23 protein-coding genes and 1 tRNA gene are annotated in these 23,353 nt (G+C 65.3%); 7 read left to right on the top strand and 17 right to left on the bottom strand.

Going from position 1 to position 23,353, the window contains the following annotated elements:
* A partial coding sequence (locus KP010_RS19380) for a pseudouridine synthase (RefSeq protein ID WP_216281353.1) occupies window positions 1-1,769 on the bottom strand: 1,769 nt, incomplete at its 3' end.
* A 185-nt stretch (window positions 1,770-1,954) separates the two neighbouring features.
* On the opposite strand from KP010_RS19380, the gene KP010_RS19375 reads away from it, so the two are divergent.
* Entirely contained in the window at window positions 1,955-3,256 is a 1,302-nt protein-coding gene (locus KP010_RS19375; RefSeq protein WP_026599323.1) for a UDP-N-acetylglucosamine 1-carboxyvinyltransferase, read from the top strand.
* 12 nt (window positions 3,257-3,268) lie between these two features.
* Here KP010_RS19375 and KP010_RS19370 read toward each other — a convergent pair whose 3' ends face one another.
* Both KP010_RS19370 and KP010_RS19365 read right to left on the bottom strand, forming a co-directional pair.
* Window positions 3,269-3,616: a DNA-binding transcriptional regulator gene (locus KP010_RS19370; protein ID WP_166142693.1), complete on the bottom strand. Its 348-nt coding sequence runs from the start codon at window positions 3,614-3,616 to the stop codon at window positions 3,269-3,271.
* Window positions 3,594-3,980 carry a type II toxin-antitoxin system RelE/ParE family toxin gene (locus KP010_RS19365; RefSeq protein WP_142864078.1) on the bottom strand — a complete coding sequence of 129 codons (387 nt, stop codon included), beginning with the start codon at window positions 3,978-3,980 and terminating at the stop codon, window positions 3,594-3,596. The genes KP010_RS19370 and KP010_RS19365 overlap by 23 nt, the downstream gene beginning before the upstream one ends.
* A gap of 175 nt (window positions 3,981-4,155) precedes the next feature.
* Between KP010_RS19365 and KP010_RS19360 the strand changes: the two genes are divergently transcribed.
* Window positions 4,156-4,596, top strand: coding sequence for a nucleoside deaminase (locus KP010_RS19360; RefSeq protein WP_185966562.1), 441 nt, complete (start codon window positions 4,156-4,158; stop codon window positions 4,594-4,596).
* On the opposite strand, the gene KP010_RS19355 is transcribed toward KP010_RS19360, so the two are convergent.
* Window positions 4,581-5,438 carry a patatin-like phospholipase family protein gene (locus KP010_RS19355; RefSeq protein ID WP_142864046.1) on the bottom strand — a complete coding sequence of 286 codons (858 nt, stop codon included), beginning with the start codon at window positions 5,436-5,438 and terminating at the stop codon, window positions 4,581-4,583. The genes KP010_RS19360 and KP010_RS19355 overlap by 16 nt on opposite strands.
* A complete protein-coding gene (locus KP010_RS19350) occupies window positions 5,435-6,319 on the bottom strand; it encodes an alpha/beta fold hydrolase (protein WP_142864045.1) in 885 nt (294 codons plus the stop codon). The genes KP010_RS19355 and KP010_RS19350 overlap by 4 nt, the downstream gene beginning before the upstream one ends.
* A 301-nt stretch (window positions 6,320-6,620) precedes the next feature.
* On the opposite strand from KP010_RS19350, the gene KP010_RS19345 reads away from it, so the two are divergent.
* Both KP010_RS19345 and bfr read left to right on the top strand, forming a co-directional pair.
* Window positions 6,621-6,857: a bacterioferritin-associated ferredoxin gene (locus KP010_RS19345; protein WP_108917613.1), complete on the top strand. Its 237-nt coding sequence runs from the start codon at window positions 6,621-6,623 to the stop codon at window positions 6,855-6,857.
* Window positions 6,858-6,893: 36 nt separating this feature from the next.
* Complete coding sequence (bfr, locus tag KP010_RS19340) at window positions 6,894-7,370, top strand: bacterioferritin (RefSeq protein ID WP_108917612.1); 477 nt, start codon at window positions 6,894-6,896, stop codon at window positions 7,368-7,370.
* An 8-nt stretch (window positions 7,371-7,378) separates the two neighbouring features.
* Here bfr and KP010_RS19335 read toward each other — a convergent pair whose 3' ends face one another.
* Together KP010_RS19335 and KP010_RS19330 are read right to left on the bottom strand one after the other, a co-directional pair.
* Complete coding sequence (locus KP010_RS19335; RefSeq protein WP_216281351.1) at window positions 7,379-8,629, bottom strand: MFS transporter; 1,251 nt, start codon at window positions 8,627-8,629, stop codon at window positions 7,379-7,381.
* A 4-nt stretch (window positions 8,630-8,633) separates the two neighbouring features.
* Window positions 8,634-9,251 carry a helix-turn-helix domain-containing protein gene (locus tag KP010_RS19330; protein WP_108917610.1) on the bottom strand — a complete coding sequence of 206 codons (618 nt, stop codon included), beginning with the start codon at window positions 9,249-9,251 and terminating at the stop codon, window positions 8,634-8,636.
* Between the two features lie 165 nt (window positions 9,252-9,416).
* Between KP010_RS19330 and KP010_RS19325 the strand changes: the two genes are divergently transcribed.
* Complete coding sequence (locus KP010_RS19325) at window positions 9,417-10,262, top strand: UDP-2,3-diacylglucosamine diphosphatase (RefSeq protein ID WP_216281349.1); 846 nt, start codon at window positions 9,417-9,419, stop codon at window positions 10,260-10,262.
* Complete coding sequence (locus tag KP010_RS19320; protein ID WP_166142703.1) at window positions 10,262-11,353, top strand: glycosyltransferase family 1 protein; 1,092 nt, start codon at window positions 10,262-10,264, stop codon at window positions 11,351-11,353. Before KP010_RS19325 ends, KP010_RS19320 begins: the two co-directional genes overlap by 1 nt.
* Here the strand turns inward: KP010_RS19320 and KP010_RS19315 are convergent.
* Window positions 11,303-12,187: a hypothetical protein gene (locus KP010_RS19315; protein WP_216281347.1), complete on the bottom strand. Its 885-nt coding sequence runs from the start codon at window positions 12,185-12,187 to the stop codon at window positions 11,303-11,305. The two genes, KP010_RS19320 and KP010_RS19315, sit on opposite strands and share 51 nt — an antisense overlap.
* Window positions 12,188-12,283: 96 nt before the next feature.
* Window positions 12,284-12,883, bottom strand: coding sequence for a nucleotidyltransferase family protein (locus tag KP010_RS19310; RefSeq protein ID WP_216281345.1), 600 nt, complete (start codon window positions 12,881-12,883; stop codon window positions 12,284-12,286).
* A gap of 89 nt (window positions 12,884-12,972) precedes the next feature.
* Here KP010_RS19310 and KP010_RS19305 point away from each other — a divergent pair, with 89 nt between their 5' ends.
* Window positions 12,973-13,755 carry a molybdopterin-synthase adenylyltransferase MoeB gene (locus tag KP010_RS19305; protein WP_216281342.1) on the top strand — a complete coding sequence of 261 codons (783 nt, stop codon included), beginning with the start codon at window positions 12,973-12,975 and terminating at the stop codon, window positions 13,753-13,755.
* Here the strand turns inward: KP010_RS19305 and KP010_RS19300 are convergent.
* The 8 genes from KP010_RS19300 to KP010_RS19265 all read right to left on the bottom strand — a co-directional run bounded on the left by KP010_RS19300 (window position 13,739) and on the right by KP010_RS19265 (window position 23,290).
* Entirely contained in the window at window positions 13,739-14,089 is a 351-nt protein-coding gene (locus KP010_RS19300) for a RidA family protein (RefSeq protein WP_108917605.1), read from the bottom strand. The two genes, KP010_RS19305 and KP010_RS19300, sit on opposite strands and share 17 nt — an antisense overlap.
* A gap of 473 nt (window positions 14,090-14,562) precedes the next feature.
* Window positions 14,563-16,098, bottom strand: a complete 1,536-nt coding sequence (locus KP010_RS19295) for an acyl-CoA carboxylase subunit beta (RefSeq protein WP_108917604.1) — start codon at window positions 16,096-16,098, stop codon at window positions 14,563-14,565.
* A 61-nt stretch (window positions 16,099-16,159) separates the two neighbouring features.
* The gene (locus KP010_RS19290) at window positions 16,160-16,816 is read right to left on the bottom strand and encodes a hypothetical protein (RefSeq protein ID WP_108917603.1); all 657 of its coding nucleotides are present in this window, start codon (window positions 16,814-16,816) and stop codon (window positions 16,160-16,162) included.
* Between the two features lie 116 nt (window positions 16,817-16,932).
* Window positions 16,933-17,008 (bottom strand) — tRNA-Val (locus KP010_RS19285).
* Between the two features lie 186 nt (window positions 17,009-17,194).
* Window positions 17,195-17,479 (bottom strand): HU family DNA-binding protein, encoded by a 285-nt coding sequence (locus KP010_RS19280; RefSeq protein WP_108917602.1) that lies wholly within the window; start codon window positions 17,477-17,479, stop codon window positions 17,195-17,197.
* Between the two features lie 285 nt (window positions 17,480-17,764).
* The gene (gene lon, locus KP010_RS19275; protein ID WP_108917601.1) at window positions 17,765-20,191 is read right to left on the bottom strand and encodes an endopeptidase La; all 2,427 of its coding nucleotides are present in this window, start codon (window positions 20,189-20,191) and stop codon (window positions 17,765-17,767) included.
* Window positions 20,192-20,480: 289 nt separating this feature from the next.
* Complete coding sequence (gene clpX, locus KP010_RS19270) at window positions 20,481-21,746, bottom strand: ATP-dependent Clp protease ATP-binding subunit ClpX (RefSeq protein ID WP_018266556.1); 1,266 nt, start codon at window positions 21,744-21,746, stop codon at window positions 20,481-20,483.
* Between the two features lie 323 nt (window positions 21,747-22,069).
* The gene (locus KP010_RS19265; protein WP_142864039.1) at window positions 22,070-23,290 is read right to left on the bottom strand and encodes a 6-phosphofructokinase; all 1,221 of its coding nucleotides are present in this window, start codon (window positions 23,288-23,290) and stop codon (window positions 22,070-22,072) included.
* Between the last annotated feature and the right edge of the window lie 63 nt (window positions 23,291-23,353).

Raw genomic sequence — 23,353 nt, 5'->3', positions numbered from 1 at the left:
CGCTCGCGGCGCGGCCCATCGCCGGCGCCGAAGCTCGACCCGCGACGCTCGCCGCGGTCGAAACGCTCCGTCCGTTCGGCGCGCGGACGCTGCTCCGCGCCATCCCGACGCGGCGGACGACCCTCGCCCTCACGACGCGGCGCCCGCTCGCGGCGCGGCCCATCGCCGGCGCCGAAGCTCGACCCGCGACGCTCGCCGCGGTCGAAACGCTCCGTCCGTTCGGCGCGCGGACGCTGCTCCGCGCCATCCCGACGCGGCGGACGACCCTCGCCCTCACGACGCGGCCCATCGCCGGCGCCGAAGCTCGAGCCGCGACGCTCACCGCGATCGAAACGCTCCGTCCGCTCGCCCGATGCGGCGCGCGCCGGCATTCCTTCACGCCGGGGCGGGCGACCCTCGCCCTCGCGACGAGGCGCACGCTCACGACGCGGCCCGTCGCCGGCGCCAAAGCTCGAGCCGCGACGCTCGCCGCGATCGAAACGCTCGGTCCGCTCGCCGGCGCGCGGACGCGCAGCACCGCCCTCGCGACGCGGCGGACGTCCTTCGCCCTCGCGCCGAGGGGCGCGCTCGCCACGCTCGAAACGCTCCTTGCGCTCTCCGGCGACGCGCGCGGGTCTCTCCTCCCCCTCGGCCCTCTCGGCGCGGAAGCGGCGGGCGTTGCGCGTCGTCGCCGGCTCCTCGGCGCGGCGCACGGGCACGATCTTCTCCACCGGCACGGCGCGCCCCTTGCGGTCGCTGGTGGCGGCGCGCTCTATGCGGGCGCGCGGGCCTTTGCCACGCGTTTCCTCACGCTCGGCGCGCAAGGTCGTCACATGCTTGCGCGTGCGCGTCTTGGCGCGCTGGCGCGCCTCCTCGGCGGCGATATGCGGCGGCTCGTCCGAATCGCGGCGGGACGACGAAAAATCAACGCCGGCGAGCTCGGCCAAGCCCTTGCCGAGTTGCTCGCGCAAGGTCTTCAGCCGCACCTCCTCGACGACGCCCTCCTCCAGCTCGCCGAGCTGAAATGGGCCGAAGGAGATGCGAATCAGCCGATTGACGTCGAGTCCCAAATGCTCGAGCACGCGCTTGATCTCGCGATTCTTGCCCTCGCGCAGCGCCATGCTGATCCAGACATTGGCGCCCTGCACGCGATCGAGCTTGGCGTCGATCGGCGCGTAATCGACATCGTCGACGGTGACGCCCTTCTTCAATTCGTCCAATCGCGCCTGGTCGATCTCGCCATGGGCGCGCACGCGATAGCGGCGCGTCCAGCCCGTCGCCGGAAGCTCGAGCGTGCGCGCGAGACCGCCGTCATTGGTCAGCAGCAGCAGGCCTTCCGTATTGATGTCGAGCCGCCCGACACTGACGAGGCGCGGCAGATCGGGAAAGCGCTCCTCGAGGAAGCCGAAGACGGTCTCGCGCCCTTCCGGGTCCTTGGCGCTGGTGACGAGGCCGGCCGGCTTGTGGAACAGAAACAAGCGCGTCGGCTCACGCTCGGCGAGCGGCTGGCCGTCCACCTCTATGCGGTCGCCCTCCTGCACATTGAAGGCGGGGCTGTCCAGCACGCGGCCATTGACGGAGACGCGCCCTTCCGTGACCCAGATCTCGGCGTCGCGGCGCGAGCAGGCGCCGGCGCGCGCCATGACCTTGGCGATGCGCTCGCCCTCGAAGGCGCTGGCTGCGGCGTCGGGCTCGGCCGATGCCGGTTTCTTGGCCGGGATGCGGCGACGCGGCGGCTGGTCGCCGCCGTCCTTACGGCGGGCGGGTCTTTCTGGCTTTTTGTCGGTCATCGCGCCCTGATAGCAGGTCGCGGGGCCAAAGAGAAAGGCGCGACGGCCGCTTTTTCACTCGTCATTCGCCATGAATCCGAGTTATGGCCTCGAATCCCCGTAGGGAGTCGGCCGGAGCCCCGCGAAAGGCGGCCGGCCTCCCCTATTTCGGTTGTCGAGGGGCAATAGAAAGGTGTGGAGGCGGCATGGCTCATCTGATCGTGCATGGCGGACGTCCGCTCAGCGGCAGGATCATCCCTTCCGCGAATAAGAACGCCGTGCTGCCCATTCTCTGCGCCACGCTGCTGACCAGAGAGCCGCTGCGCATTCATGGCGTGCCGGAGATCACGGACGTCAAGAAGATCCTCGAATTGTTCCGCACGCTCGGCAGCGACGTGCGGATGGATTTTGCGACCGGCCTGCTCGAGCTGCGCCATGAGGACACGCGCTTCGATCCATCCATCCATCGCCTACCGGCGGAGATGCGCTCCTCCATCATGCTGGCCCCGCCGCTGCTGGCGCGCTTCGGCGTCGCCCGCATAGAGGACGATGTGAAGGGCTGCACGCTCGGCGCGCGCGAGATCGACCCGCATATAGAGGTGCTGAAATCCTTTGGCGCGACGATCGAGCGCAGCGACGATTCGCTCGTCATCCGCTCCGACGGCCCACTGCGCGCGACGCGGCACTGGCTCGACTACGCCTCCGTCACCACCACCGAGAATTTCGTGCTGTGCGCGGCGCTGGCGAGCGGCCAGTCCAAGCTCAACAACGCCGCCTCCGAGCCGCATGTGCAGGAGTTCTGCGCCTTCATGCAGACGCTCGGCGCGCGCATCTCCGGAATCGGCACCTCGCAGCTCACCATAGACGGGGTCGATTCCCTCTCCGGCGGCGAGTTCCATCTCACGGAAGATTTCCACGAGGTCGCGACCTTTCTGGCGCTGGGCGCGATCACCGGCGGCGGCGTCGAGGTGAAGAATTCCGCGCCCGATCAGTTTCCGCTGATCGACCGCACCTTCGCGAAATTCGGCGTGCATGTCGTCCATGAGGACGGCTGGTCGAAGACCAAGGCCAACGGCCCGCTGAAAGTGGCGGAGCCCTTCACCCGCAATGTGCTGCAAAAGGTGGAGGCGGCGCCCTGGCCCTATCTGCCGGTCGATCTTCTGCCGATCTTCATCGCGCTCGGCGTCAAGGCCGAAGGCAGCGTGATGTTCTGGAACAAGGTCTATGACGGCGCGCTGGGCTGGACCGGCGAGCTCTCCAAATTCGGCGCGCATGTGTTTCTGTCGGACCCGCATCGGCTGATCGCCTTCGGCGGCAAGCCGCTGGTCCCCGCGCAGGTGGAGAGCCCCTATATCATCCGCGTCGCCATCGCTCTGCTGATGCTGGCGGCGAGCATCGAAGGGCGCTCGATGATCCACAACGCGACGCCGATCAAGCGCGCGCATCCGCGCTTCGTCGAGAATTTGCGAATGCTCGGCGCGGAGGTGGAATGGACCGGCGGGGATTGAGGGGACGCCGGTCTAGAAGATCGCTTCTATGCCCTTGCGGCGGATGAGGTCGAGCAGAACGAGCGCGGGGCCGCTCGGCCGTTTTGCGCCGCGCTCGAGCTGAGAGACATAGCCCACCGTAAGGTTGAGATAGCGGGCGAAGACCGCTTGGCTCAACCGCGCCTTCTCGCGGAGATCGCGGATTTCCTCGCCCGTGAACGGCGCGGGCGCAGGCGCGCGGTCCTTGTCCAGCTGACGCAATGTGATCTTCGCATGACTCGCCTCGTCCATGATTCCGAGGCGGCGCATGTCTCCCGCGGTTTCGAGAATGGCCTCACGCAAACGGCTCGTAGCCTCGCTAGGCGTCGCTTTCTTTGTCATGTCGCACCTCCTGAATTGCTCCATCCTCGAGAGCCGCCTCGATGCGTTCCGATGTCGCTTCGAGCCATCCGCGCGCCACGAGGCGCAAATCCTCCAATTCGTCCGGCTCGATATTTTCCCTTTCGTTCTTGGCGAAGCCGTAAAGAAAAACAGCGCGCTCCTCGACGCGAAAGGCGATGATCATGCGATAGCCGCCGGAACGTCCTCGGCCCCGTCTGGCGACGCGCTGCTTGATGAGGCCGCCGCCCAAATCAGCGTCGATGAGGCCGCGCGCGGCGCGCCCGATCGCGTCGCTCAAGCTCTCGTCGTCGATCCGCTCGCTGCGGGCGAACCGCGCAAACCATCTGATTTTGAAGACGCGCACCACGGCCCCATAGCTCTACAAACTATAGCTCTTTGAACTATAATTTCAAGCGACCGCTCGGACGGGCGGCAATTCAACCGCTTGATTCGCGTCGGGCCGTGTTCGATATTCGGCCCGCTCGGCCGACGAGAGCCCTATGGCGCCCATTTGGCGCGAGACGAAGCGAACAGGGCGAATGACCGACCCCCTCACCGCCGCCTTCGACGCCGCGCGCGAAGCCTTCGCCGCCAATGAGGTGCCCGTCGGCGCGGCTATAGCGCGCAATGGCGAGATCATCGCGGTCGTGGGCAATCGCACCTTGCGCGACAAGGACCCCACGGCTCATGCGGAGATGCTCGCCATACGCGCCGCCTGCGCGGCGCTCGGGAGCGAGCGGCTCGTCGATTGCGATCTCTATGTCACGCTCGAGCCCTGCGCCATGTGCGCGGCGGCGATCTCCTTCGCGCGCATTCGTCGGCTCTATTACTCCGCGGAAGATCCGAAAGGAGGCGGCGTCGATCATGGCGCGCGATTCTTCTCGCAGAAGACCTGCCATCATGCGCCGGAGGTCTATGGCGGCTTGCGCGAGAGCGAGGCGGCCGAATTGCTGCGCGCCTTTTTTCAGGCGCGGCGCTGAAGCGAAAGCCGCGCGGCGGCGCTCTGCAATCCTTCGATCACCTGCGCGCGGCAGGCGTCGCCCGCCTCGAAGATGCGCTTGGCCTTGAAGAGATCGAGCGCGAGATATTGATTGACCGCGGGCGAGATCAGAACATCGGGCGGGCTCTCCTCGATCATGCGCTCGCTGATGGCGTTCATCATGATCTGGCTGGCGACGACGATCGTCTCGATCGGCGAGGGCGGCCGATTGCGCGGACGCCCGCTCGCGGCGCCGGAGACGTCGACGGCGAGCACGATATCGGCGCGGCCGGCGAGGTGATCGTAAGGCAGCGGATCGACGAGGCCGCCGTCGATCAGATAGCTGTCGCCATAGGCGACCGGCCGTACGAGACCTGGAATCGCCATGGAGCCGCCGACGGCCGGGCGCAGCGGGCCGGAGGAAATGGCGGCCGCGCGGCGCAGGCGAAAATCCGTCGCCACGGCGATGAAGGGAATTTGCAGCTCCTCGAAAGTCTGCGGCATTCCCTGCGGCCAGAAGGAATCGAGAAAACGCTCCGCATCGATGAGCGCCGGATGCGCGAGATCGGAGAAGGTGCGCCCCCGCCGACGCGCCCGCGAGCGCAGCAGCCGGCGCGCGAGGCGAACGCGATTGCGGAATGTCGCCTCCGCATGGGCGCGCAGCTCCGCGCCGGAAAAGCCCGCGGCGTAAGCGGCGCCGATGATCGCGCCGATCGACGCGCCGGCGATGGCGCAGGGGCGCACGCCCAATTCGTCCAGCGTCTCCAGCACGGCGATGTGCGCGAGGCCGCGCGCGCCGCCGCCGCCGAGCGCAACAGCGACGCTGAAGGGAAATTCGCTCACAGAAAAAGGTCGAGCGCGGCGAGCGTCGCCTCCGGCGCCTCCTCGGCGAGATAATGGCCGCTGTCGATCTCGACGCCGCGAAGATCCTCCGCCCATTCGCGCCATTGCGCGAGCAACGCCTCGCCCTGGCCGGAAAAGCTCGCTGCGCCCCATAGCGCCAGAGTGGGGACGACGATCTTCTCGCCGGAGGCGCGATCGGCGAGGTCGAGCTCGCGGTCCACGCCCGCGCCGGCGCGAAAATCCTCGCAAAAGGCGTGAATGCGCGAGGGTTCGTCGAAAGCCGCGCGATAATGGGCGAGCGCGCGCGGATCGAAAACGTCGAGCGTTCCACTCTTGGTTCCGCTCGCCAGCGTATCGGTGAGAAAGCCTTTCGGATCGAGGCCGATCAATTGCTCGGGCTTTGGCGCCGGCTGCGACAGCAGACGCGCGCGACCGACGCGCAGAAGACCGGCGTCGCCGAGCGATTCCTCGAGCGGGGCTATGTCGAGCAGAGCGAGCTTCTCCAGCCGTCCCGGATGGTCGAGCGCCAGGCGGAAGCCGACGCGCGCGCCGCGATCATGGCCGACGAGCGAGAAGCGCACATGGCCGAGCTTCTCCATCACAGCGATGACGTCCTCGCCCTGCGCGCGCTTCGTATAGGCCTCGCCCTTCTCGCTCGCCGGCGCGGAGGACCAGCCATAGCCGCGCAAATCCATGGCGACGACGAAGAAGCGCTCGGCGAGCCGCGGCGCGAGCTTCGCAAAGGCGACGTGCGTCTCGCCGAAGCCGTGCAGCAGCAGCAGCGGCGGCCCCGATCCGGCGGAGCGGACGAAAATGGAGCCGGCGGGCGCGTCGATCCATTGCGAGGCGAAGCCGGGAAAAAGGTCTGCGAGATCTGACATCGGATCCTGCCCTTGCGTTCGAGGCGCGAAGATTCGGCGCGAAGATTCGTCTGAAGCCTTTCTTGACGCGAAAGATTTTCAAAAGAGCCGGGCGCGAGCGCGCCCCGGGCCTTGCCGCGTCTTTTATCCACAACAAATAATCTGGCGCGGCCGAATGGCCGTGGCGCGCGATTTGCGAAGTCTCCGTGATCCCCGAGACCGCTGTCGGAAAGCCGACAAAGGCCTCTAGCCAGAACCGGAACGGTACGATAAGCTACTGAAATCACAGCTAGTTTACAACCTTTCCAAACTAGGTGCGGAGATGATCGTCTGCTCTTGCAATGTGCTTTCGGACGGACAGGTCCGCGAAGCTCTCGGGGGAAGATCGGATCGGCCGAGCGTCGGCGCGATTTTCCGGCATATGGGGTGCGAGCCGCGCTGCGGCCGATGCGCGCGCAACATCAGCGCGATCGTCGACCAACATGCGGCGGTTCCGTCCGATCATTGCAGCGGAGCCGGTGAATGCGATAATTGTCGCGCCGACGAATTGGCTGCTTGACCCGGTCCGCTCTGGCCGGGCGGAAGGGGAAACAACATGCGCGGTGACGCGAAGCTCTTGGAATATTTGAACCGCGGCGTCCGCGCCGAGCTGACGGCGATCAATCAATACTGGCTGCATTATCGCATTCTCGACAATTGGGGCTTCAAGGAGCTCGGCAAGAAGTGGCGTCACGAATCCATCGAGGAGATGGAGCACGCCGATAAATTCGTGCATCGCATCCTCTTCCTCGAGGGCTTTCCGAACATGCAGAGCCTCGATCCTCTGCGCATCGGCCAGTCGGTCGAGGAGATCATCCGCCTCGACCTCGCCACGGAAGTCGACGCCCGCGCGCTCTATCTCGAGGCTGCGGCCTATGCGCTGTCGATCAACGATCGCGTCAGCAAGCTGCTGTTCGAAGAGGTCGTCGAGAGCGAGGAGCGTCATATCGACTTCCTGGAGACGCAGCTCGAGCTGATCAAGCAGCTCGGCGTGCAGCTCTACTCGCAAAAGCACATGGGCGACCTCTCGTAAGAGAGGGCTCAGGCGCCGCTGCGCTCCGGCTCGGCGTCGGCGCGAGTCTCCAGCGGCTCGGCCTTCGCACGATGACCCGAAGTGATCTGAACGACCGCGGCCGCGAGCAGAAGGCCGACAAAAGCGACCGCGGCCATCGCCAGATAGCCGTGCTCGCCGGCCGCGGAATAGAGCGGGCCCGACGAGAATGTGAGCAGGCTGGTTCCGCCGGCGATCGCCGCCGCGAGCCACGCCTGCGATTGGGCGAGCCGTTCCTTGCCGCCGAGCTCGGCGAGCAGATAGGCCGGACCGATCTGCACCGCCGCGCATGAGGCGCCATGCAGCGCCTGGGCGAGAAAAATGCCGGTCGGGGGCAGGTCGGCGGCCATCAGCATCCAGCGCACGACCGCGCCTATGCCTCCCGCGACGAGAAAATAGGCCGCGTTCCGCTCGCCGCCGAACCAGCGGCCCGCCATCAGAAACACCACGACCTCGGTCGCCAGCGCCGCCACCCAGGCGAAAGCGATGAAAGTGTCGTCGTGCCCCATCGCCTTCCAATGCAAGGCGCCGAAAGTGTTGACCATGGCGTGCGAGCTCTGGACGAGGGTCGCGGCGGCGATGACCAATGCGACGATCTCGACGCGCTCCATCGGCGCGGCTCTGCGGCGACCGGCGATGACGGCCGGCCGCGCGAGGCCGATGAGCGAGACGAGGCTGGCGGCGCAGGCCAGAACGGCGACGCCGGTCAGCAGCCAGATGATATCCTCGACCGGCAGGCTGCCGGCCACGGGACCGCTCAGAATGAGAAAAACGAGGATGGCGACGGAGCCCCAGCCTCGCACCCAGGAATAATGCAGCTGCGGCAGGCCGAGATCGCGCCGGCGGCGCGCCTCGCCGAAGGTGACGCCATCGGCGAGCGGCCCCAGCGGCCCCTGCGCCAGCGCGACCATCGCCGCCGCGACGAGCAGCGGGACAAAGCCCGTGGACAGGCCCATCATGGCGAAGGCCGCCGCCATGGCCGCGACGCAGCCGACGAGAAGCGCGCCATGGTCGCCGATGCGGTCGGCGCGATGCGAAGCGACCAGCATGGAGACGATGCGAATGACCGGCTGCACGGCCATCAGAGCGGCGATCTCCAGCGCGTCGAGCCCGCGCGACGACAGCCAAATGGCGAAAAAGGGCAATTGCACGCCGACGATCGCATAGATGGACGCCTGCAGCAGAGACAATTTGGGCTCGGCCAGACGATCGGCCGCGTCCGTTCTTTCGAAATTCGTCAATCGCTCACTCCATAGCGGCGGCTTTGAGAATGCAGACCATCGTCGCTTGAGCGGCGCTCGGCCCGAGATTGCGGATCACATGCGGGCGGTCGCAGCGGTAGCGCAGCGTCTCGCCCGCCCGCACGATCTCCTTGGCGCCGGCGACCTCCACCTCGAGCTCGCCCTCGCGCAAGGACAGGCTCTCGACCGAGCCGCGCTGATGCGCCTCGGATTCGAGAACTCCCCCCGGATCGGCGGAGAATTCATAGAATTGCAGCCATTCTACGGTCTTGATCCAACCGATTATGGCGAGCCGGCACTTGCCGTCGTCGGAGACGAGAATCGGCGTGTCGGCTCGGCTCGTCTTCTCGAGGAAAGGCTCGTCCTCCGTGGTCTGCAGCACACGCTCGATGGAGACATCGAGAGCCTGGGCGAGGCGCCAGATGGTCGCGAGCGTCGGATTGGTCTCGTTGCGCTCGATCTGGCTGATGATCGATTTGGCGACGCCGGATTGCTGGGAGAGTTCCGACAGCGACAGATTATAGGCCTTGCGCAGACGCTGGACAGTCGCGCCGAGCTGGCCGGACAAAGCCAGAGCTCCCGCCTCCAGAATCTTCTGCTTCTCGCGGCCTTCCACACCCATGACATCCGCTCCTCGTCGATCCGCTCGGCTAGTACTCGAATTCGTTCGAAATATCGAACGGGAAATTCGCCTTCGCCATTCGCGCCTCGGCCGGTGTCATCGTTACGCAACAAGAATCTGGTGGGAAGGAGACGCTGCGGCACAAAAAGAGGCGAGCGCGTCGAAATGACCGCAAACGATTCATTGGCCGATTCGCAGAGCGCCAAGCGCTTCAGGACGCTGTTCCTGTCGGATCTCCATCTCGGCACGCGAGGGCTTCAAGCCGAGCTTCTGCTCGACTTTCTGAAGCATCACGACGCCGACACCATCTATCTCGTCGGCGATATCGTCGACGGCTGGCGCTTGAAGGGCGGCTGGTATTGGCCGCAGGCGCACAATGACGTCGTGCAGAAGCTGCTGCGCAAGGCGCGCAAGGGCGCGCGCGTCGTCTATGTGCCCGGCAATCACGACGAATTCGCCCGCGACTATACGGGCATGGAGTTCGGCGGCGTCGAGGTCGCGGACACCGACATTCACGAGACCGCCGACGGAAAGAAAATGCTCGTCATCCACGGCGATCAGTTCGACATAGTGGTGCGCCACGCGCGCTGGCTCGCCTTTCTCGGCGATTGGGCCTATGAGGCCGCGCTCTTCGCCAACACCTGGGCCAATCGCGCGCGCCGCCTGTTCGGCGTCGATTATTGGTCTTTCTCCGCCTGGGCCAAGCTGAAGGTGAAGAACGCCGTGAACTTCATCGGCGATTTCGAGCAGACTCTGGCGGCGGAAGCGGCGCGGCGCGGCGTGGACGGCGTCGTCTGCGGCCACATTCATCACGCGACGATCCGCCACATAGAGGGGATGCTCTATGTGAACACCGGCGATTTCGTCGAGAGCTGCACCGCGATCGCCGAGCATCCGGACGGCCGCTTCGAGATTCTCTATTGGCGCAAGACCGCCAAGGAGCTGGCGGCCGCCGAGGCCGCCGCCGCCCAGCAGCCGCCGGCCCTGCCGCAGGCGAGGGCCGCCGCCTGATGCGGATATTGATCGCGACGGACGCCTGGCGTCCGCAAGTCAACGGCGTCGTGCGTTCCCTGGAGGCGATGGCGAGCGCGGCGAGCGCGCTCGGCGCATCGATCGATTTCCTGACCCCGCAGGACTTCTCCTCCATCCCAATGCCGACCTATCCGGAAATTCAGCTCGCCTTCGCCACGGCCGGGGCGGCGGCGAAACGGCTGGCCCAGGGCTATGATCACGTCCACATCGCCACGGAAGGGCCTGTGGGGCTGGCGACGCGCGCCTGCTGCCTGCGCCAGGGCCGGCGCTTCACCACGAGCTATCACACGCGCTTTCCCGAATATATTCACGCCCGCACGCGCTTTCCTGTCGGCGTGACCTATGCGCTGCTGCGCCGCTTTCACAATAGCGGCGCGGGGACGATGGTCTCGACGCAGACGCTGGCGCAGGAGCTTTCCGCGCGGGGATTCCGCCGGCTGATGCGCTGGTCGCGCGGCGTCGACCATCAGCTCTTTCATCCGGAGAAGGCCGTCGACCTCGGTTTGCCGCGGCCGATCTATCTCTATGCCGGCCGGCTCGCGGTGGAGAAGAATATCGAAGCCTTTCTCGCGCTCGATCTCCCCGGCACGAAGCTTCTGGCCGGCGACGGGCCGGCGCGCGCCGCGCTCGAGGCGGCCTACCCGCAAGCGCGTTTCCTCGGCGTGCAGACCAGCGCCGAGCTGGCCACGCTCTACGCGAGCTCGGACGTGTTCGTTTTTCCGAGCCGCACCGACACTTTCGGAATGGTGCTGCTGGAGGCCATGGCCTGCGGCTTGCCGGTCGCCGCCTTTCCGGTGGCGGGGCCTCTCGATGTCGTCGGCGCGAGCGGCGCCGGCGTTCTCAGCGAAGATTTGCAGGCGGCCTGCCTCGCGGCGACGGAGATTCCGCGGGCCATTGCACGCGCCCATGCGCTGACCTTCACATGGGAAGCGAGCGCGCAGCAGTTTCTCGGCAATGTCGCGCTCGCGCATCAGAACGGCGTCGAGGCGGCGGCTCAGGCGGCCGCCGGCAAGGCCTCGTCAGCCAAACAGCCGAAGCTTTTCGTGCAGGGAGAGATGATCGAGCCGTGACAGCGCGACGAGGCGCGGATCGACCGGTCCCGCCGGCTCGGCCTTCGGCGGAGCGAGTTTCGAAAGGCTGATCTCGGACGAACCGAATTTGGGCGCATCGAGCTCGAGCGGCGCGGTCTCCTCCGGCAGAATCGCGCGAGCGACCAATTCCTCGAACACGATCTCATTGGACGCCAGCTCGGCGAAGGCGGCAGATTCGGCGATCTCTATCGCCTGCGGCGGCTCCTCGATCTGCACGACCTCGGGCTCGAAGGCGACAGGCTCCGGCTCGAAAACGACGGCCTCGATCTCGATCGACTCGCCGACGACTGCTTCCGCCTCGAAGGATTCGACCGAGATCGGCTGGGCGTCGACCGGCTCGGGCTCGATGATCTCGGCCTCCGCCAAAGTCTCGAACTCGACGCGCTCCTCGAGGATTTCACGCGGCTCGTCGACGATCTCGATCGCCGCGGCCTCGACGATCGCGCGCGGCGCTTCTTCCGGCTCCGCCGCAGGCGCATCGAGCAATTTGGAAAATTGCTCGACCAGCGCATCGGCCTGCGCGCAGAGCTTCTCCTCGACGCCGCTGGCGCGCAGCGTGCGCGCGAATTCCTGCGTCCGCTCGACAAGACGGCGCGGCAGGCGCCAATCGGAAGCGGCCTCCTGCTCCTCCACGCGCGCGGCGGCGCGCTCCAGCCGATCCACCGCCAGCACCAGCCGCTCGGTCTCCTCGACGCGCTGGCGGCGCGCATATTCGAGCAGGAACCAGCGGCCGCGCACGGTCTCCATCACCGCGGCTTCGATTCTCTCATAGTCTTCGGGATAGAGTCCGGTGGGCGGGGCCGGTAGAGTCATAGACGGTCCTTGCGGGACAAAGCGCCCGAATCAGCGCCTGTTCAAGGAAAGTCTGCGACGTCGTTTTATGCAAGCGCGAAAACGCTTCCGCGCGGATCACGCGTCTGTTTCGGCGATGGTGAGAAAGGGCCAGCGCGCGCGAAGGCTCGCGGCTTTCGCCGCGAACAGCTCCGGCCGCAGATTGAGCGGATTGGGGCGCAGCACGCCCGCGAAGAGATCGTCGAGACGCGCCGGCGCATAGAGTTCCAGCGCGCCGTCCACACAGCGCGCGGCGACACGCGTGCATTCGATGAGAAAACGATCGACGCCATCGGCGCTGCTGCGCAGCTGCGGATAGCCCGGACCGAAGCGCTCGCCATACCAAAGATGCACGCGCGCCTGATTCTTCAAATCGACGCGAATCGGAAGATCGGCGAAGAGCGCGCGAGCGCGGCGAATGACGCGATCCTCCGCATCATAGGAGAGATCGTCGTCGAAATAGAAAATGTCGTAATCGAATATGTCCTGCGTCGCCGGCCGGCCGCAGTCGAGATTCCAAACCGTCTGGAACAGGCAGCCGGCGACGAGCCAGACGTCGGCGAGCCGAAGGGTCGGCAGACGCTCCAGGATGACGGCATTGTGCGGATTGCTCTGGATCGCCGTAGCGAGACGCTCCTGCGCCTCTGGCGCCGGGGGGTCGAGGGGAGGCCGCGTCATCTTCTCCTCCGATTTCGCGCTCGCCGCGAAGCTGCTAAATATTACGACGAACGCGGCCGCCGCGTGAGCTTCGGCGCAGGAAAAACGACATGAGCCTCTCGGCCGAAGAAATCGAGCGCTACGCCCGCCATATCGTTCTGCGCGAGGTCGGGGGGCCGGGCCAGCAGCGGCTGAAGAAGGCGCGCGTGCTCGTCGTCGGCGCGGGCGGGCTCGGCGCGCCGCTGCTGCAATATCTCGCGGCGGCGGGCATCGGCGTCCTGGGCATTGTCGATGACGACGAGGTCTCGCTGTCCAATCTGCAGCGGCAGGTGATCCACCATACCACCGCGGTCGGACGGCTGAAGGTCGACAGCGCCAAGGACGCCATCCATCGGCTCAACCCGCATGTGCATGTCGAGCCCCATGCGCTGCGCCTCACCGAGCAGAATGCGCGAACATTGATCGCGGACTACGACATCGTCGCCGATGGCTCCGATAACTTCTCGACGCGCTATCTCGTCTCGGACGCGTGCTTCTACGAAAAAAAGCCGCTCGTCACGGCGGCGGTCGGCGGCTTCGACGCCTCGCTGACGACGCTGCGCCCCTTCGAGAGCGACGCTGCGGGCAAGCCCAATCCGACCTATCGCTGTCTCTTCCCCGCCGCGCCGCCGCCGGGCGCCGTGCCGAGCTGCGAGGAGGCCGGCGTGCTCGGCGCGCTCACCGGAATCGTCGGCGCGATGATGGCGCTGGAAATCATCCGCGAGATCGTCGGCTTCGGCGAGGGGCTGGTCGGGCGCCTGCTGCTGATGGACGCCCGCTCCATGCGCTTCGAGACCCTGCGCTACGCCTATGATCCGGACAATCCGCTGACCGGCGTCACAGCGCCGCGATGACGGCGATCTCGACCTTGTAATCGGGCGTGACGAGCTTCGCCTCGACAGTGGCGCGAGCCGGCGGATTGCTCTTGTCGACCCAGACGTCCCAAACCGAGTTCATCTCGGCGAAAGTCGCTATGTCGGCGAGGTAGATCGTCGCCGAGAGAATCTTCGCCTTCTCGCTGCCGGCCTCCTGCAGAATCGTGTCGATGAGTCCGAGGATCTCGCGCGTCTGATCGGCGACCGCGCCGCCCTTGGCGGCGTCGGCGACCTGGCCCGCCGTATAGATCACGCCGCCATGCACGACGGCCTTGCTCATGCGCGCGCCGGCGCCGATCCGCTTGATGGACATTTCCGTTTCTCCGAAGGTTGCGAGTGGAGCCTCAGGCGGAGGGCGCCGCGCTTTATAGGCAGTAGCTATCTATCGAATGAAAAGCTCTATCGCGCCTCTACATACACAAAGAGCGGGGACGGCCCTTGCCTCTCCCCACTCTTTGGTACCCGTCCTTTGACCGGACTCGTCGATAGGCGCCATCCGCGAGAATAGTATGGAGCGTCTCGCGAGACGTGCAGAGTTCCGGCGTCCTCCCCGACTTGGACCTCAGCCAGCGATTGTCGAACGCTTTCTGCGTTCAAATGTTTTTAGCCAGCTCGGCGAAAGGGACATTATGACAGGCCGAATGCTTTGTCATCTGAAAAAGCCCGCCGCTGGAATGAAATTGTGCGGCGGGCGCCCGACTTCGGGGCAGGCTGTTCTCCGCTCGAGCGGAAAGGCGCGCCGGCCCACCCGGGGAGCCGGCGCGCCGACCTATCCGAAAGGATGGGTCAGAGCGGGATGTTGTCGTGCTTCTTCCAGGGATTTTCCAATTCTTTGTGGCGCAGCAGGGCGAGCGCCCGGGCGATGCGCTTGCGCGTCGCGCTCGGCATGATCACCTCGTCGATATAGCCGCGCTCGGCGGCGACGAAGGGCGACAGGAAGCGATCCTCATATTCCTTGGTGCGCTGGGCGATCTTCTCGGCGTCGCCGATATCGGCTCGGAAGATGATCTCGACCGCGCCCTTTGCGCCCATGACGGCGATCTGCGCCGAGGGCCAGGCGTAGTTCACATCGCCGCGCAAATGCTTGGAGGCCATGACGTCATAGGCGCCGCCGAAGGCCTTGCGCGTGATCAGCGTCACTTTCGGCACAGTGGCCTCGGCATAGGCGAAGAGGAGCTTGGCGCCATGCTTGATGAGGCCGCCATATTCCTGCGCCGTGCCGGGCAAGAAGCCCGGAACGTCGACGAAAGTGACGATCGGAATATTGAAACAATCGCAGAAACGCACGAAGCGCGCCGCCTTCTTCGAAGCGTCGATATCGAGCACGCCGGCCAGCACCATGGGCTGATTGGCGACGAAGCCGACCGTGCGGCCCTCGATGCGGCCGAAGCCGACGACGATGTTCTTGGCGTGCGTCTCCTGAATCTCGAAGAAATCGCCCTCATCGGCGATCTTCGTGATCAGCTCTTTGATGTCATAGGGCTTGTTCGGATTGTCGGGGACCAGAGTGTCGAGCGAGGCGTCCAGGCGCTCCGCCTCGTCGAAGCTCGGCCATTCCGGCGGCTCCTCCTTATTGGAGGAGGGCAGGAAGTCGATGAGCCTGCGCATCTGCAGCAGCGCCTCGACGTCATTGTCATAGGCCTTGTCGGCGATGGAGCTCTTGGTGGTGTGCACAGAGGCGCCGCCCAGCTCCTCGGCCGTCACCGTCTCATTGGTGACGGTCTTCACCACATCCGGGCCGGTGACGAACATATAGCTCGTGTCGCGCACCATGAAGATGAAGTCGGTCATGGCCGGCGAATAGACGTCGCCGCCGGCGCAGGGGCCCATGATGACGGAAATCTGCGGAATGACGCCCGAGGCCATCACATTGCGCTGGAACACCTCGCCATAGCCCCCGAGCGCCGCGACGCCCTCCTGAATGCGCGCGCCGCCGGCGTCGAACAGGCCGATGATCGGCGCCCTGTTCTTCAGCGCCATATCCTGCAGCTTGGTGATCTTCTGCGCGTGGGTCTCCGAGAGAGAGCCGCCGAAGACGGTGAAATCCTTGGCGAAGACGAAGACGGCGCGGCCATTGACCGTGCCCCAGCCGGTGACGACGCCGTCGCCGGAAATTTTCTCGCCCTTGTCCATGCCGAAATCGGCGCAGCGGTGCTCGACGAACATGTCGAACTCCTCGAAAGAGCCGTGATCGAGCAGCAGATCGATGCGCTCGCGCGCCGTGAGCTTGCCGCGCGCATGTTGCGCGTCGATGCGCTTGACGCCGCCGCCGAGACGCGCCGAATCGCGCCGCTGCTCGAGACCATCGATGATATGTTTCATGGAACGACCAATCCTGCCGGTTGAGTGGATGCGCCGAGGAGTTCCCCGCTCGGCGGCTCTTTTACAGCTTTGGCGAGCCGAGACGCCAGCGGGCGATCTCGGCGGCGGAAAGAAGATGGACGCGATCGGGCGAGGTGCGCTCGGCCAGCGCGATCAGATCCTGGCTCACGCCCATGGAGGCGCTGTAGCGGGCCAGAGTGCGGCGCATTCCGCCATCGTCGTAGCGGCGCTCGCGCAGCGTCTCGCCGCTCCTCGGATCGACGCCGTCGACATAATTGAACATGCGATGCACGCCGACCCGGCTCTGGCGCGGAATCACCCGCTTGCGGCCGCCCATCAGCGCATAGACGCAAGCGGAATAGCAGCGCCCGGAAACGAGCGCGCCGCTCTCCGGCTCGACGCGCGCGACGATCACCGCCATGCCGAGCCGGCGCAGCGCCTGCCCGAGCTGCATGGAGGCGACCACGCGGCCGCCGGGCGAATCCAGCAGCACGATGCTGCGCAGCTCGGTCTCGCGCCCCTGCTCGCGCAGAAAGCCGACGAAAGCGTCGGCCGTGTCCTCGACGATCTCGCCCTCCGCCACGATGACGCGCGGGCAATGCTCGGCGCAATGATCGTTCGCCGTCGTCGCGAGACGGAAGGACATCTCCTCGGCCTTGGCCGAAGCCGCCGCGCTCAGCGCGGCCGAGACGAGGAGAAGGACGAAATTACGGCTCATGCTGTCGGCGCTGCGTCCTCGATCCCCGAAGCGGCCATTCGCCGCCCTTTGTCGCCGCCATTCGCCGGCGGCCGAATGCTCTGCCGCTCGCGCGGGCCTCTCCCGAAATCGCGGCATGGTGGGCGGTGACGGGCTCGAACCGCCGACCCTCTCGGTGTAAACGAGACGCTCTACCGACTGAGCTAACCGCCCGCACGCCGACCAGGATCGACGCCGCATGTTTTAGGGGAGGGCGCCCCCTCCGCGCAAGACGCGTCGCGCGAGGCGAGAGACGACAATGCCGCCGGCGACGGTCGCGCCCCGGCGGCGAGCCTGAATTCCAGTCGAAAGGGGCGAGCGGCGGCGGAGCCTGCCTGCTCGGCCGGTTTGCGCTTTCGGCTATTTGGTCTTGTTGAGCTCGGCTTTGAGCGTGGCGCCGGGCTTGAAGCGGGCGCTCGTGGAAGCGGGAATCGTGATCTCTTCGCCGGTCGCGGGATTACGGCCCTTGCCCTCCGCGCGCTTCTTGACCGAGAAAGTGCCGAAACCGACGAGACGCACCTCTTCGCCCTTCTTGAGAGCCAGGGTGATGCCGTCGATCACCGCATCGAGGGCGGCGGCGGCGGCGGCCTTCGACGTTTCGGTCGCCTCGGCGACATGCTCGACCAGTTCCAATTTATTGACCATGGTCTCATCCCTCCTGCTTCCGCCGGGAGCCGGTCGTCGACATGGGCTGAGCGCCGAAAATCGAGCGGCGTCGAATCGCTCGGACCCGGCACAGTGGAGTGATGTGCTTGAATCTCAGTAAAAGCAAGGGTTAGAAGAAAGCGCGACGCCGGAATCCTTGGAATTCCGGGCGCCTGAGGGCAAGATGCGCTGGAAAGGGGCGGAAACCGGGGCGTTGCGCGGACTGGCGCGAGGCCGGGCGGCCCCTCCCCCGCGGCAAAGCCGCAGGCGAAGGGGCCGGAGCCTTCAGTGGGCGCGCACGCCGGCCGCGTCGTCCTCGACGACTGTCTTGGCGATCTGAGCCGCGGGCTCCTCCCAGACGATCGGCGTCGGCTGACGCACGAGCGCATGAGCGAGCACCTCGTCCATTCGCGAGACCGGCACGACCTCGAGACCATTCTTCACCGAGTCCGGAATATCGGCCAGATCCTTGGCGTTCTCTTCCGGGATCAGCACCTTCTTGAGGCCGCCGCGCAGCGCCGCCAGCAGCTTCTCCTTCAACCCGCCGATCGGCAGCACGCGACCGCGCAGCGTGATCTCGCCGGTCATGGCGATGTCGCGGCGCACCGGAATGCCGGTGAGGATCGAGACGATCGTCGTCGCCATCGCCGTGCCGGCCGAGGGGCCATCCTTGGGCGTCGCGCCTTCCGGCACATGCACATGGATGTCGCGGCGGTCGAACAAAGGCGGCTCGATGCCGAAATCGACGGCGCGGGAGCGCACGTATGATGCGGCGGCGGAGATCGACTCCTTCATCACATCCTGCAGATTGCCGGTGACGGTCATCTTGCCCTTGCCGGGCATCATCACGCCCTCGATCGTCAGCAGCTCGCCGCCGACGCCGGTGACTGCGAGGCCGGTGACGACGCCCACCTGATCCTCGAGCTCCGCCTCGCCGTAGCGGAACTTATGCACGCCGAGATAATCGGTGATGTTGTCGTTGGTGACAAAGACCTTCTTGCCCTTCTCCTTGGAGAGCAGAATTTCCTTCACCGCCTTGCGGGCGAGATTGGAGATCTCGCGCTCGAGATTGCGCACGCCGGCTTCCCGCGTGTAGCGGCGCACCAGCGTCAGCAGCGCCTCATCGTCGATCGACCATTCGTCGGCGGCGAGGCCGTGCTTCTTCACAGCATTCGGAATGAGATGCTTGCGCGCGATCTCGGCCTTCTCGTCTTCCGTATAGCCGGCGATGCGGATGAGCTCCATGCGGTCCATCAGAGGCGCAGGGATGTTCAACGTGTTCGACGTCGTCACGAACATGACATTGGACAGATCGTAATCGACCTCGAGATAGTGATCCGCGAAAGTCGCGTTCTGCTCCGGATCGAGCACTTCGAGCAGGGCGGACGACGGATCGCCGCGGAAGTCCATGCCCATCTTGTCGATCTCGTCGAGCAGGAAGAGCGGGTTGGACGTCTTCGCCTTGCGCATCGACTGGATGATCTTGCCGGGCATGGAGCCGATATAGGTGCGGCGATGGCCGCGAATCTCCGCCTCGTCGCGCACGCCGCCGAGCGACATGCGCACGAATTCGCGGCCCGTGGCCTTGGCGATCGACTTGCCGAGCGAGGTCTTGCCGACGCCGGGCGGACCGACGAGGCACAGGATCGGGCCGGTCAGCTTATTGGCGCGGCTCTGCACGGCGAGATATTCGAGAATGCGCTCCTTGACCTTCTCGAGGCCGAAGTGATCGGCGTCGAGCACGCTCTGCGCCGCCTCGAGATCGCGCTTGATCTTGGACTTCTTGCCCCAGGGCAGCGCCAGCAGCCAGTCGAGATAATTGCGCACCACCGTCGCTTCCGCGGACATGGGCGACATTTGACGCAGCTTCTTGAACTCGGCGACGGCCTTGTCGCGCGCCTCCTTGGAGAGCTTCGTGTTCTTGATGCGCTCCTCGAGCTCGGCGAGATCGTCCTTGCCGTCCTCGTCGCCCAGCTCCTTCTGGATCGCCTTCATCTGCTCGTTGAGATAATACTCGCGCTGCGTCTTCTCCATCTGGCGCTTGACGCGTGTGCGGATGCGCTTCTCCACCTGCAGCACGGAGATTTCGCTCTCCATCAGCGCGAGGCATTTCTCCAGGCGCTTGGCGACGGCGATCGTCTCCAGCACATCCTGCTTCTCGGCGATCTTCACCGAGAGATGCGAGGCCACCGTGTCGGCGAGCTTGGAGAAATCGTCGATCTGCGTGACGGCGGCGGCGATCTCCGGCGAGACCTTCTTGTTGAGCTTCACATAAGAGTCGAACTCGGCGATGACGGAGCGGCCGAGCGCCTCCACCTCGACGGGCTGATCGATCTCGTCGCCGAGCGCCTCGGCGTCGGCCTCGTGATATTCATCGACGCGGGTGTAGTTGCGCACCTTGGCGCGGCCGACGCCTTCCACCAGCACTTTGACAGTGCCGTCGGGCAGCTTCAGCAGCTGCAGCACGGAAGCGAGCGTGCCGATGGAATATATCGCGTCGGGAGCCGGATCGTCGTCGCCCGCATTCTTCTGCGTCGCGAGCAGAATGAGCCGCTCGGACTTCGTCACCTCTTCCAGCGCGCGGATCGACTTGTCGCGCGCGACGAAGAGCGGAACGATCATATGCGGAAAGACCACTATGTCGCGCAGCGGCAGAACCGGATAACTCTCGATTGCGCCGGGAACGATGGAATTGCGCTTTTCGTTCGTCATATCTTTTTTCCTGTTCCGTTTCGCTCCCCGCGGGGGAAGCGGGGCGAGGCGACGCTCTGACGCAAAGGGACGCTTCTGACGTTAAAGGGACGCTTGCAAGTTCCAGGCCCGACAATCCGGCGGAAATCCGCCTTCTCGAGAGACCCGCTCACGCACGAACGGCGTCGAAGGCGATTACGCAACAAATGGGCCTAGCGGCAGAACGATTCAAGATACTGAAAAATCAGACGCATGTAGCAGGTTGGGCGGGAGCTGCGAAAAAGATCGCGCTCTCCCGCCCAAAAAAGCGTCAGGCGCTCGCGCCGCCGCTCTTCTCGTTACGCTCTGCGTAAATGTAGAGCGGACGCGCCTTGCCTTCGACGACCTCGGGGCCGATGACGACCTGCTCGACGCCCTCGAGGCCCGGCAGCTCGAACATGGTGTCGAGCAGAATGCCTTCCATGATGGAGCGAAGGCCGCGCGCGCCGGTGTGACGCTCGATCGCCTTGCGGGCGACGGAAGAGAGCGCCTCGTCCTGGAAGGTGAGCTCGGTGCTCTCCATCTCGAACAGCCGCTGATACTGCTTGACCAGCGCATTCTTCGGTTCGGTGAGGATGCGCTTCAGCGCTTCCTCGTCGAGATCCTCGAGCGTCGCGATCACCGGCAGACGGCCGACGAATTCGGGAATCAATCCGAACTTCAGCAGATCCTCGGGCTGCACATGGCGGAAGATGTCGCCCGTGCGGCGCTCGTCCGGCGCCTGCACATTGGCGCCGAAGCCGATGGAGGTGCCCCGGCCGCGCGACGAGATGATCTTCTCGAGGCCGGCGAAGGCGCCGCCGCAGATGAAGAGGATGTTGGTCGTGTCGACCTGCAGAAATTCCTGCTGCGGATGCTTGCGCCCGCCCTGCGGAGGCACGGAGGCGATGGTGCCTTCCATGATCTTCAGCAGCGCCTGCTGCACGCCCTCGCCCGACACATCGCGCGTGATCGACGGATTGTCGGATTTGCGCGAGATCTTGTCGATCTCGTCGACATAGACGATGCCGCGCTGCGCGCGCTCGACATTATAGTCGGAGGCCTGCAGCAGCTTGAGGATGATATTCTCGACATCCTCGCCGACATAGCCCGCCTCGGTGAGCGTCGTCGCGTCGGCCATTGTGAAGGGCACGTCGAGGATGCGCGCCAGCGTCTGCGCCAGCATCGTCTTGCCGACGCCGGTCGGGCCGATCAGCAGAATATTGGATTTCGCCAGCTCGACGTCGCCATGCTTGGCGGCGTGATTGAGACGCTTGTAGTGATTGTGCACGGCGACCGAGAGCACTCGCTTGGCCTGCGCCTGGCCGATCACATAATCGTCGAGGACCTTGCAGATCTCGCGCGGCGTCGGAATGCCGTCGCGCTGCTTGACGATGGACTTGTTCTCCTCGCGGATGATGTCCATGCAGAGCTCGACGCATTCGTCGCAGATGAAAACCGTCGGACCGGCGATGAGCTTGCGCACCTCATGCTGGCTCTTGCCACAAAATGAGCAGTAGAGCGTGTTCTTCGAATCGCTGCTGCCGACCTTGCTCATGTCTCGTCTCCTGACCGATCGGCCCGCTGTGGCGAATCGAACCAACCTCACTCGATATCAGCGAGGGCCTAACAAAAGGTGCAAACAGGCCCTGGCCCGCCGCTCTCCCCCGTCCCCCAGCCTCCGGCGTCTACCGCGGATGCCAGTCTATAAGTCCCGGCCCGTAATGCAACCACGACGCCCGCATATAAATCAAGCAAGAATCGCGCCTTGGGAAGAGGGCCTGCGCCTTTTCTCGGCGCCTCCCCCTTCTAAAGAGTAAATTCCCTGGAAATCAAGCTCTTGACCCAGGGCGTCGCCGAATGTGCGACAGTCTCGAGACGTTACGTTCTCAGTTTTTTGGCGACAGGATTCAAGCGGAGCCTGTACGCATCCGGCATTCCCGAGCCGAGCAGAGGACGCAGATAAAGCCGGAAGGCGTCAGTGACATCCGTGCCATCCGCGGTCAGAAACTCGGCCGGCATCACCTTGGTCTTGCCGGCGACCTCCAAGAGCGGCGTGAGCCGATAATCCACAGAGTAGAATCCCGTGCGGTGTATCGTCACGGAGCCGTCGCGATCGCCCCAGAGCGCGAACTGCACCGCCTTCTCGCCGACCTCGCGCGCCTCGCGCTGATCCACATCGGAGACGCAGCCGACGAAGCTGCGCTGCACATAGCCGAAAGTGTCGGCGCGCACGCGCTTCAAGCCGAGCTTCGTCTTGACGAGCTCGGTCAGCATATCGGCGAGAGCGCCGCCGCCCAGATGCACATTGCCATGCGCGTCCTTCTCCACCTGCTCGGCGAGCTTGACCGCGATCGGCGTGTGGTTCTCGTCGGAGATTCCCTCCGAGACCGCCACGACGCAGCGCCCATATTTGTCCATCGTCGCTTTGACGTCGGCGAGGAAACGCTCCGTGTCGAAGACACGCTCGGGAACATAGATGAGATGCGGCCCGTCATCGGGGAATTTCTTGCCGAGCGCGGAAGCCGCGGTGAGAAAGCCCGCATGGCGGCCCATGACCACGGCGATATAGACGCCGGGCAGCGCCCAATTGTCGAGATTGGCGCCGGCGAAGGCCTGCGCCACCCAGCGCGCCGCCGAGGGAAAGCCCGGCGTGTGATCATTGATCATCAGATCATTGTCGATCGTCTTCGGAATATGCACGACGCGCAGCGGATAATCGGCCTTGATGGCTTCCTCGGAGACGATGCGCACCGTGTCGGAGCTGTCATTGCCGCCTATGTAGAAGAAGCAGCCGATCTCATGCGCGCGCAACACCTCGAAGATCTCGTGGCAATATTTGAGATCGGGCTTGTCGCGCGTCGAGCCCAGCGCCGAGGAGGGTGTGCAGGCGACCATCTCGAGATTATGCGTCGTCTCCTGCGTCAGATCGACGAAATCCTCATTCACGATTCCGCGCACGCCATGATAGGCGCCATAGACGCGCTCGACCGTGCGGAACTTGCGCGACTCCAGCACGGCGCCGACGAGAGACTGATTGATGACGGCGGTCGGTCCGCCGCCTTGCGCGATGAGGACCTTGGAGAAATCGATCTTCGACACGAGGGCTCCTATGGAAAGGCAATAGCAGTGGGCGATCGGGCGGCGGTGGAGCGGTCGTTCGTC

It is taken from the genome of Methylosinus sp. KRF6, assembly GCF_018887255.1.
GTDB classification, from domain to species: Bacteria; Pseudomonadota; Alphaproteobacteria; order Rhizobiales; family Beijerinckiaceae; genus Methylosinus; species Methylosinus sporium.
This window is presented reverse-complemented; position numbering and strand designations above follow the sequence as displayed.

Coding starts and splice junctions, on each gene's coding strand:
- KP010_RS19375 (WP_026599323.1), top strand. CDS start 1,955: ATGGCTCATCTGATCGTGCATGGCGGACGTCCGCTCAGCGGCAGGATC.
- KP010_RS19370 (WP_166142693.1), bottom strand. CDS start 3,616: ATGACAAAGAAAGCGACGCCTAGCGAGGCTACGAGCCGTTTGCGTGAG.
- KP010_RS19360 (WP_185966562.1), top strand. CDS start 4,156: ATGACCGACCCCCTCACCGCCGCCTTCGACGCCGCGCGCGAAGCCTTC.
- KP010_RS19350 (WP_142864045.1), bottom strand. CDS start 6,319: ATGTCAGATCTCGCAGACCTTTTTCCCGGCTTCGCCTCGCAATGGATC.
- KP010_RS19345 (WP_108917613.1), top strand. CDS start 6,621: ATGATCGTCTGCTCTTGCAATGTGCTTTCGGACGGACAGGTCCGCGAA.
- bfr (WP_108917612.1), top strand. CDS start 6,894: ATGCGCGGTGACGCGAAGCTCTTGGAATATTTGAACCGCGGCGTCCGC.
- KP010_RS19330 (WP_108917610.1), bottom strand. CDS start 9,251: ATGGGTGTGGAAGGCCGCGAGAAGCAGAAGATTCTGGAGGCGGGAGCT.
- KP010_RS19325 (WP_216281349.1), top strand. CDS start 9,417: ATGACCGCAAACGATTCATTGGCCGATTCGCAGAGCGCCAAGCGCTTC.
- KP010_RS19320 (WP_166142703.1), top strand. CDS start 10,262: ATGCGGATATTGATCGCGACGGACGCCTGGCGTCCGCAAGTCAACGGC.
- KP010_RS19315 (WP_216281347.1), bottom strand. CDS start 12,187: ATGACTCTACCGGCCCCGCCCACCGGACTCTATCCCGAAGACTATGAG.
- KP010_RS19310 (WP_216281345.1), bottom strand. CDS start 12,883: ATGACGCGGCCTCCCCTCGACCCCCCGGCGCCAGAGGCGCAGGAGCGT.
- KP010_RS19305 (WP_216281342.1), top strand. CDS start 12,973: ATGAGCCTCTCGGCCGAAGAAATCGAGCGCTACGCCCGCCATATCGTT.
- KP010_RS19300 (WP_108917605.1), bottom strand. CDS start 14,089: ATGTCCATCAAGCGGATCGGCGCCGGCGCGCGCATGAGCAAGGCCGTC.
- KP010_RS19295 (WP_108917604.1), bottom strand. CDS start 16,098: ATGAAACATATCATCGATGGTCTCGAGCAGCGGCGCGATTCGGCGCGT.
- KP010_RS19290 (WP_108917603.1), bottom strand. CDS start 16,816: ATGAGCCGTAATTTCGTCCTTCTCCTCGTCTCGGCCGCGCTGAGCGCG.
- KP010_RS19280 (WP_108917602.1), bottom strand. CDS start 17,479: ATGGTCAATAAATTGGAACTGGTCGAGCATGTCGCCGAGGCGACCGAA.
- lon (WP_108917601.1), bottom strand. CDS start 20,191: ATGACGAACGAAAAGCGCAATTCCATCGTTCCCGGCGCAATCGAGAGT.
- clpX (WP_018266556.1), bottom strand. CDS start 21,746: ATGAGCAAGGTCGGCAGCAGCGATTCGAAGAACACGCTCTACTGCTCA.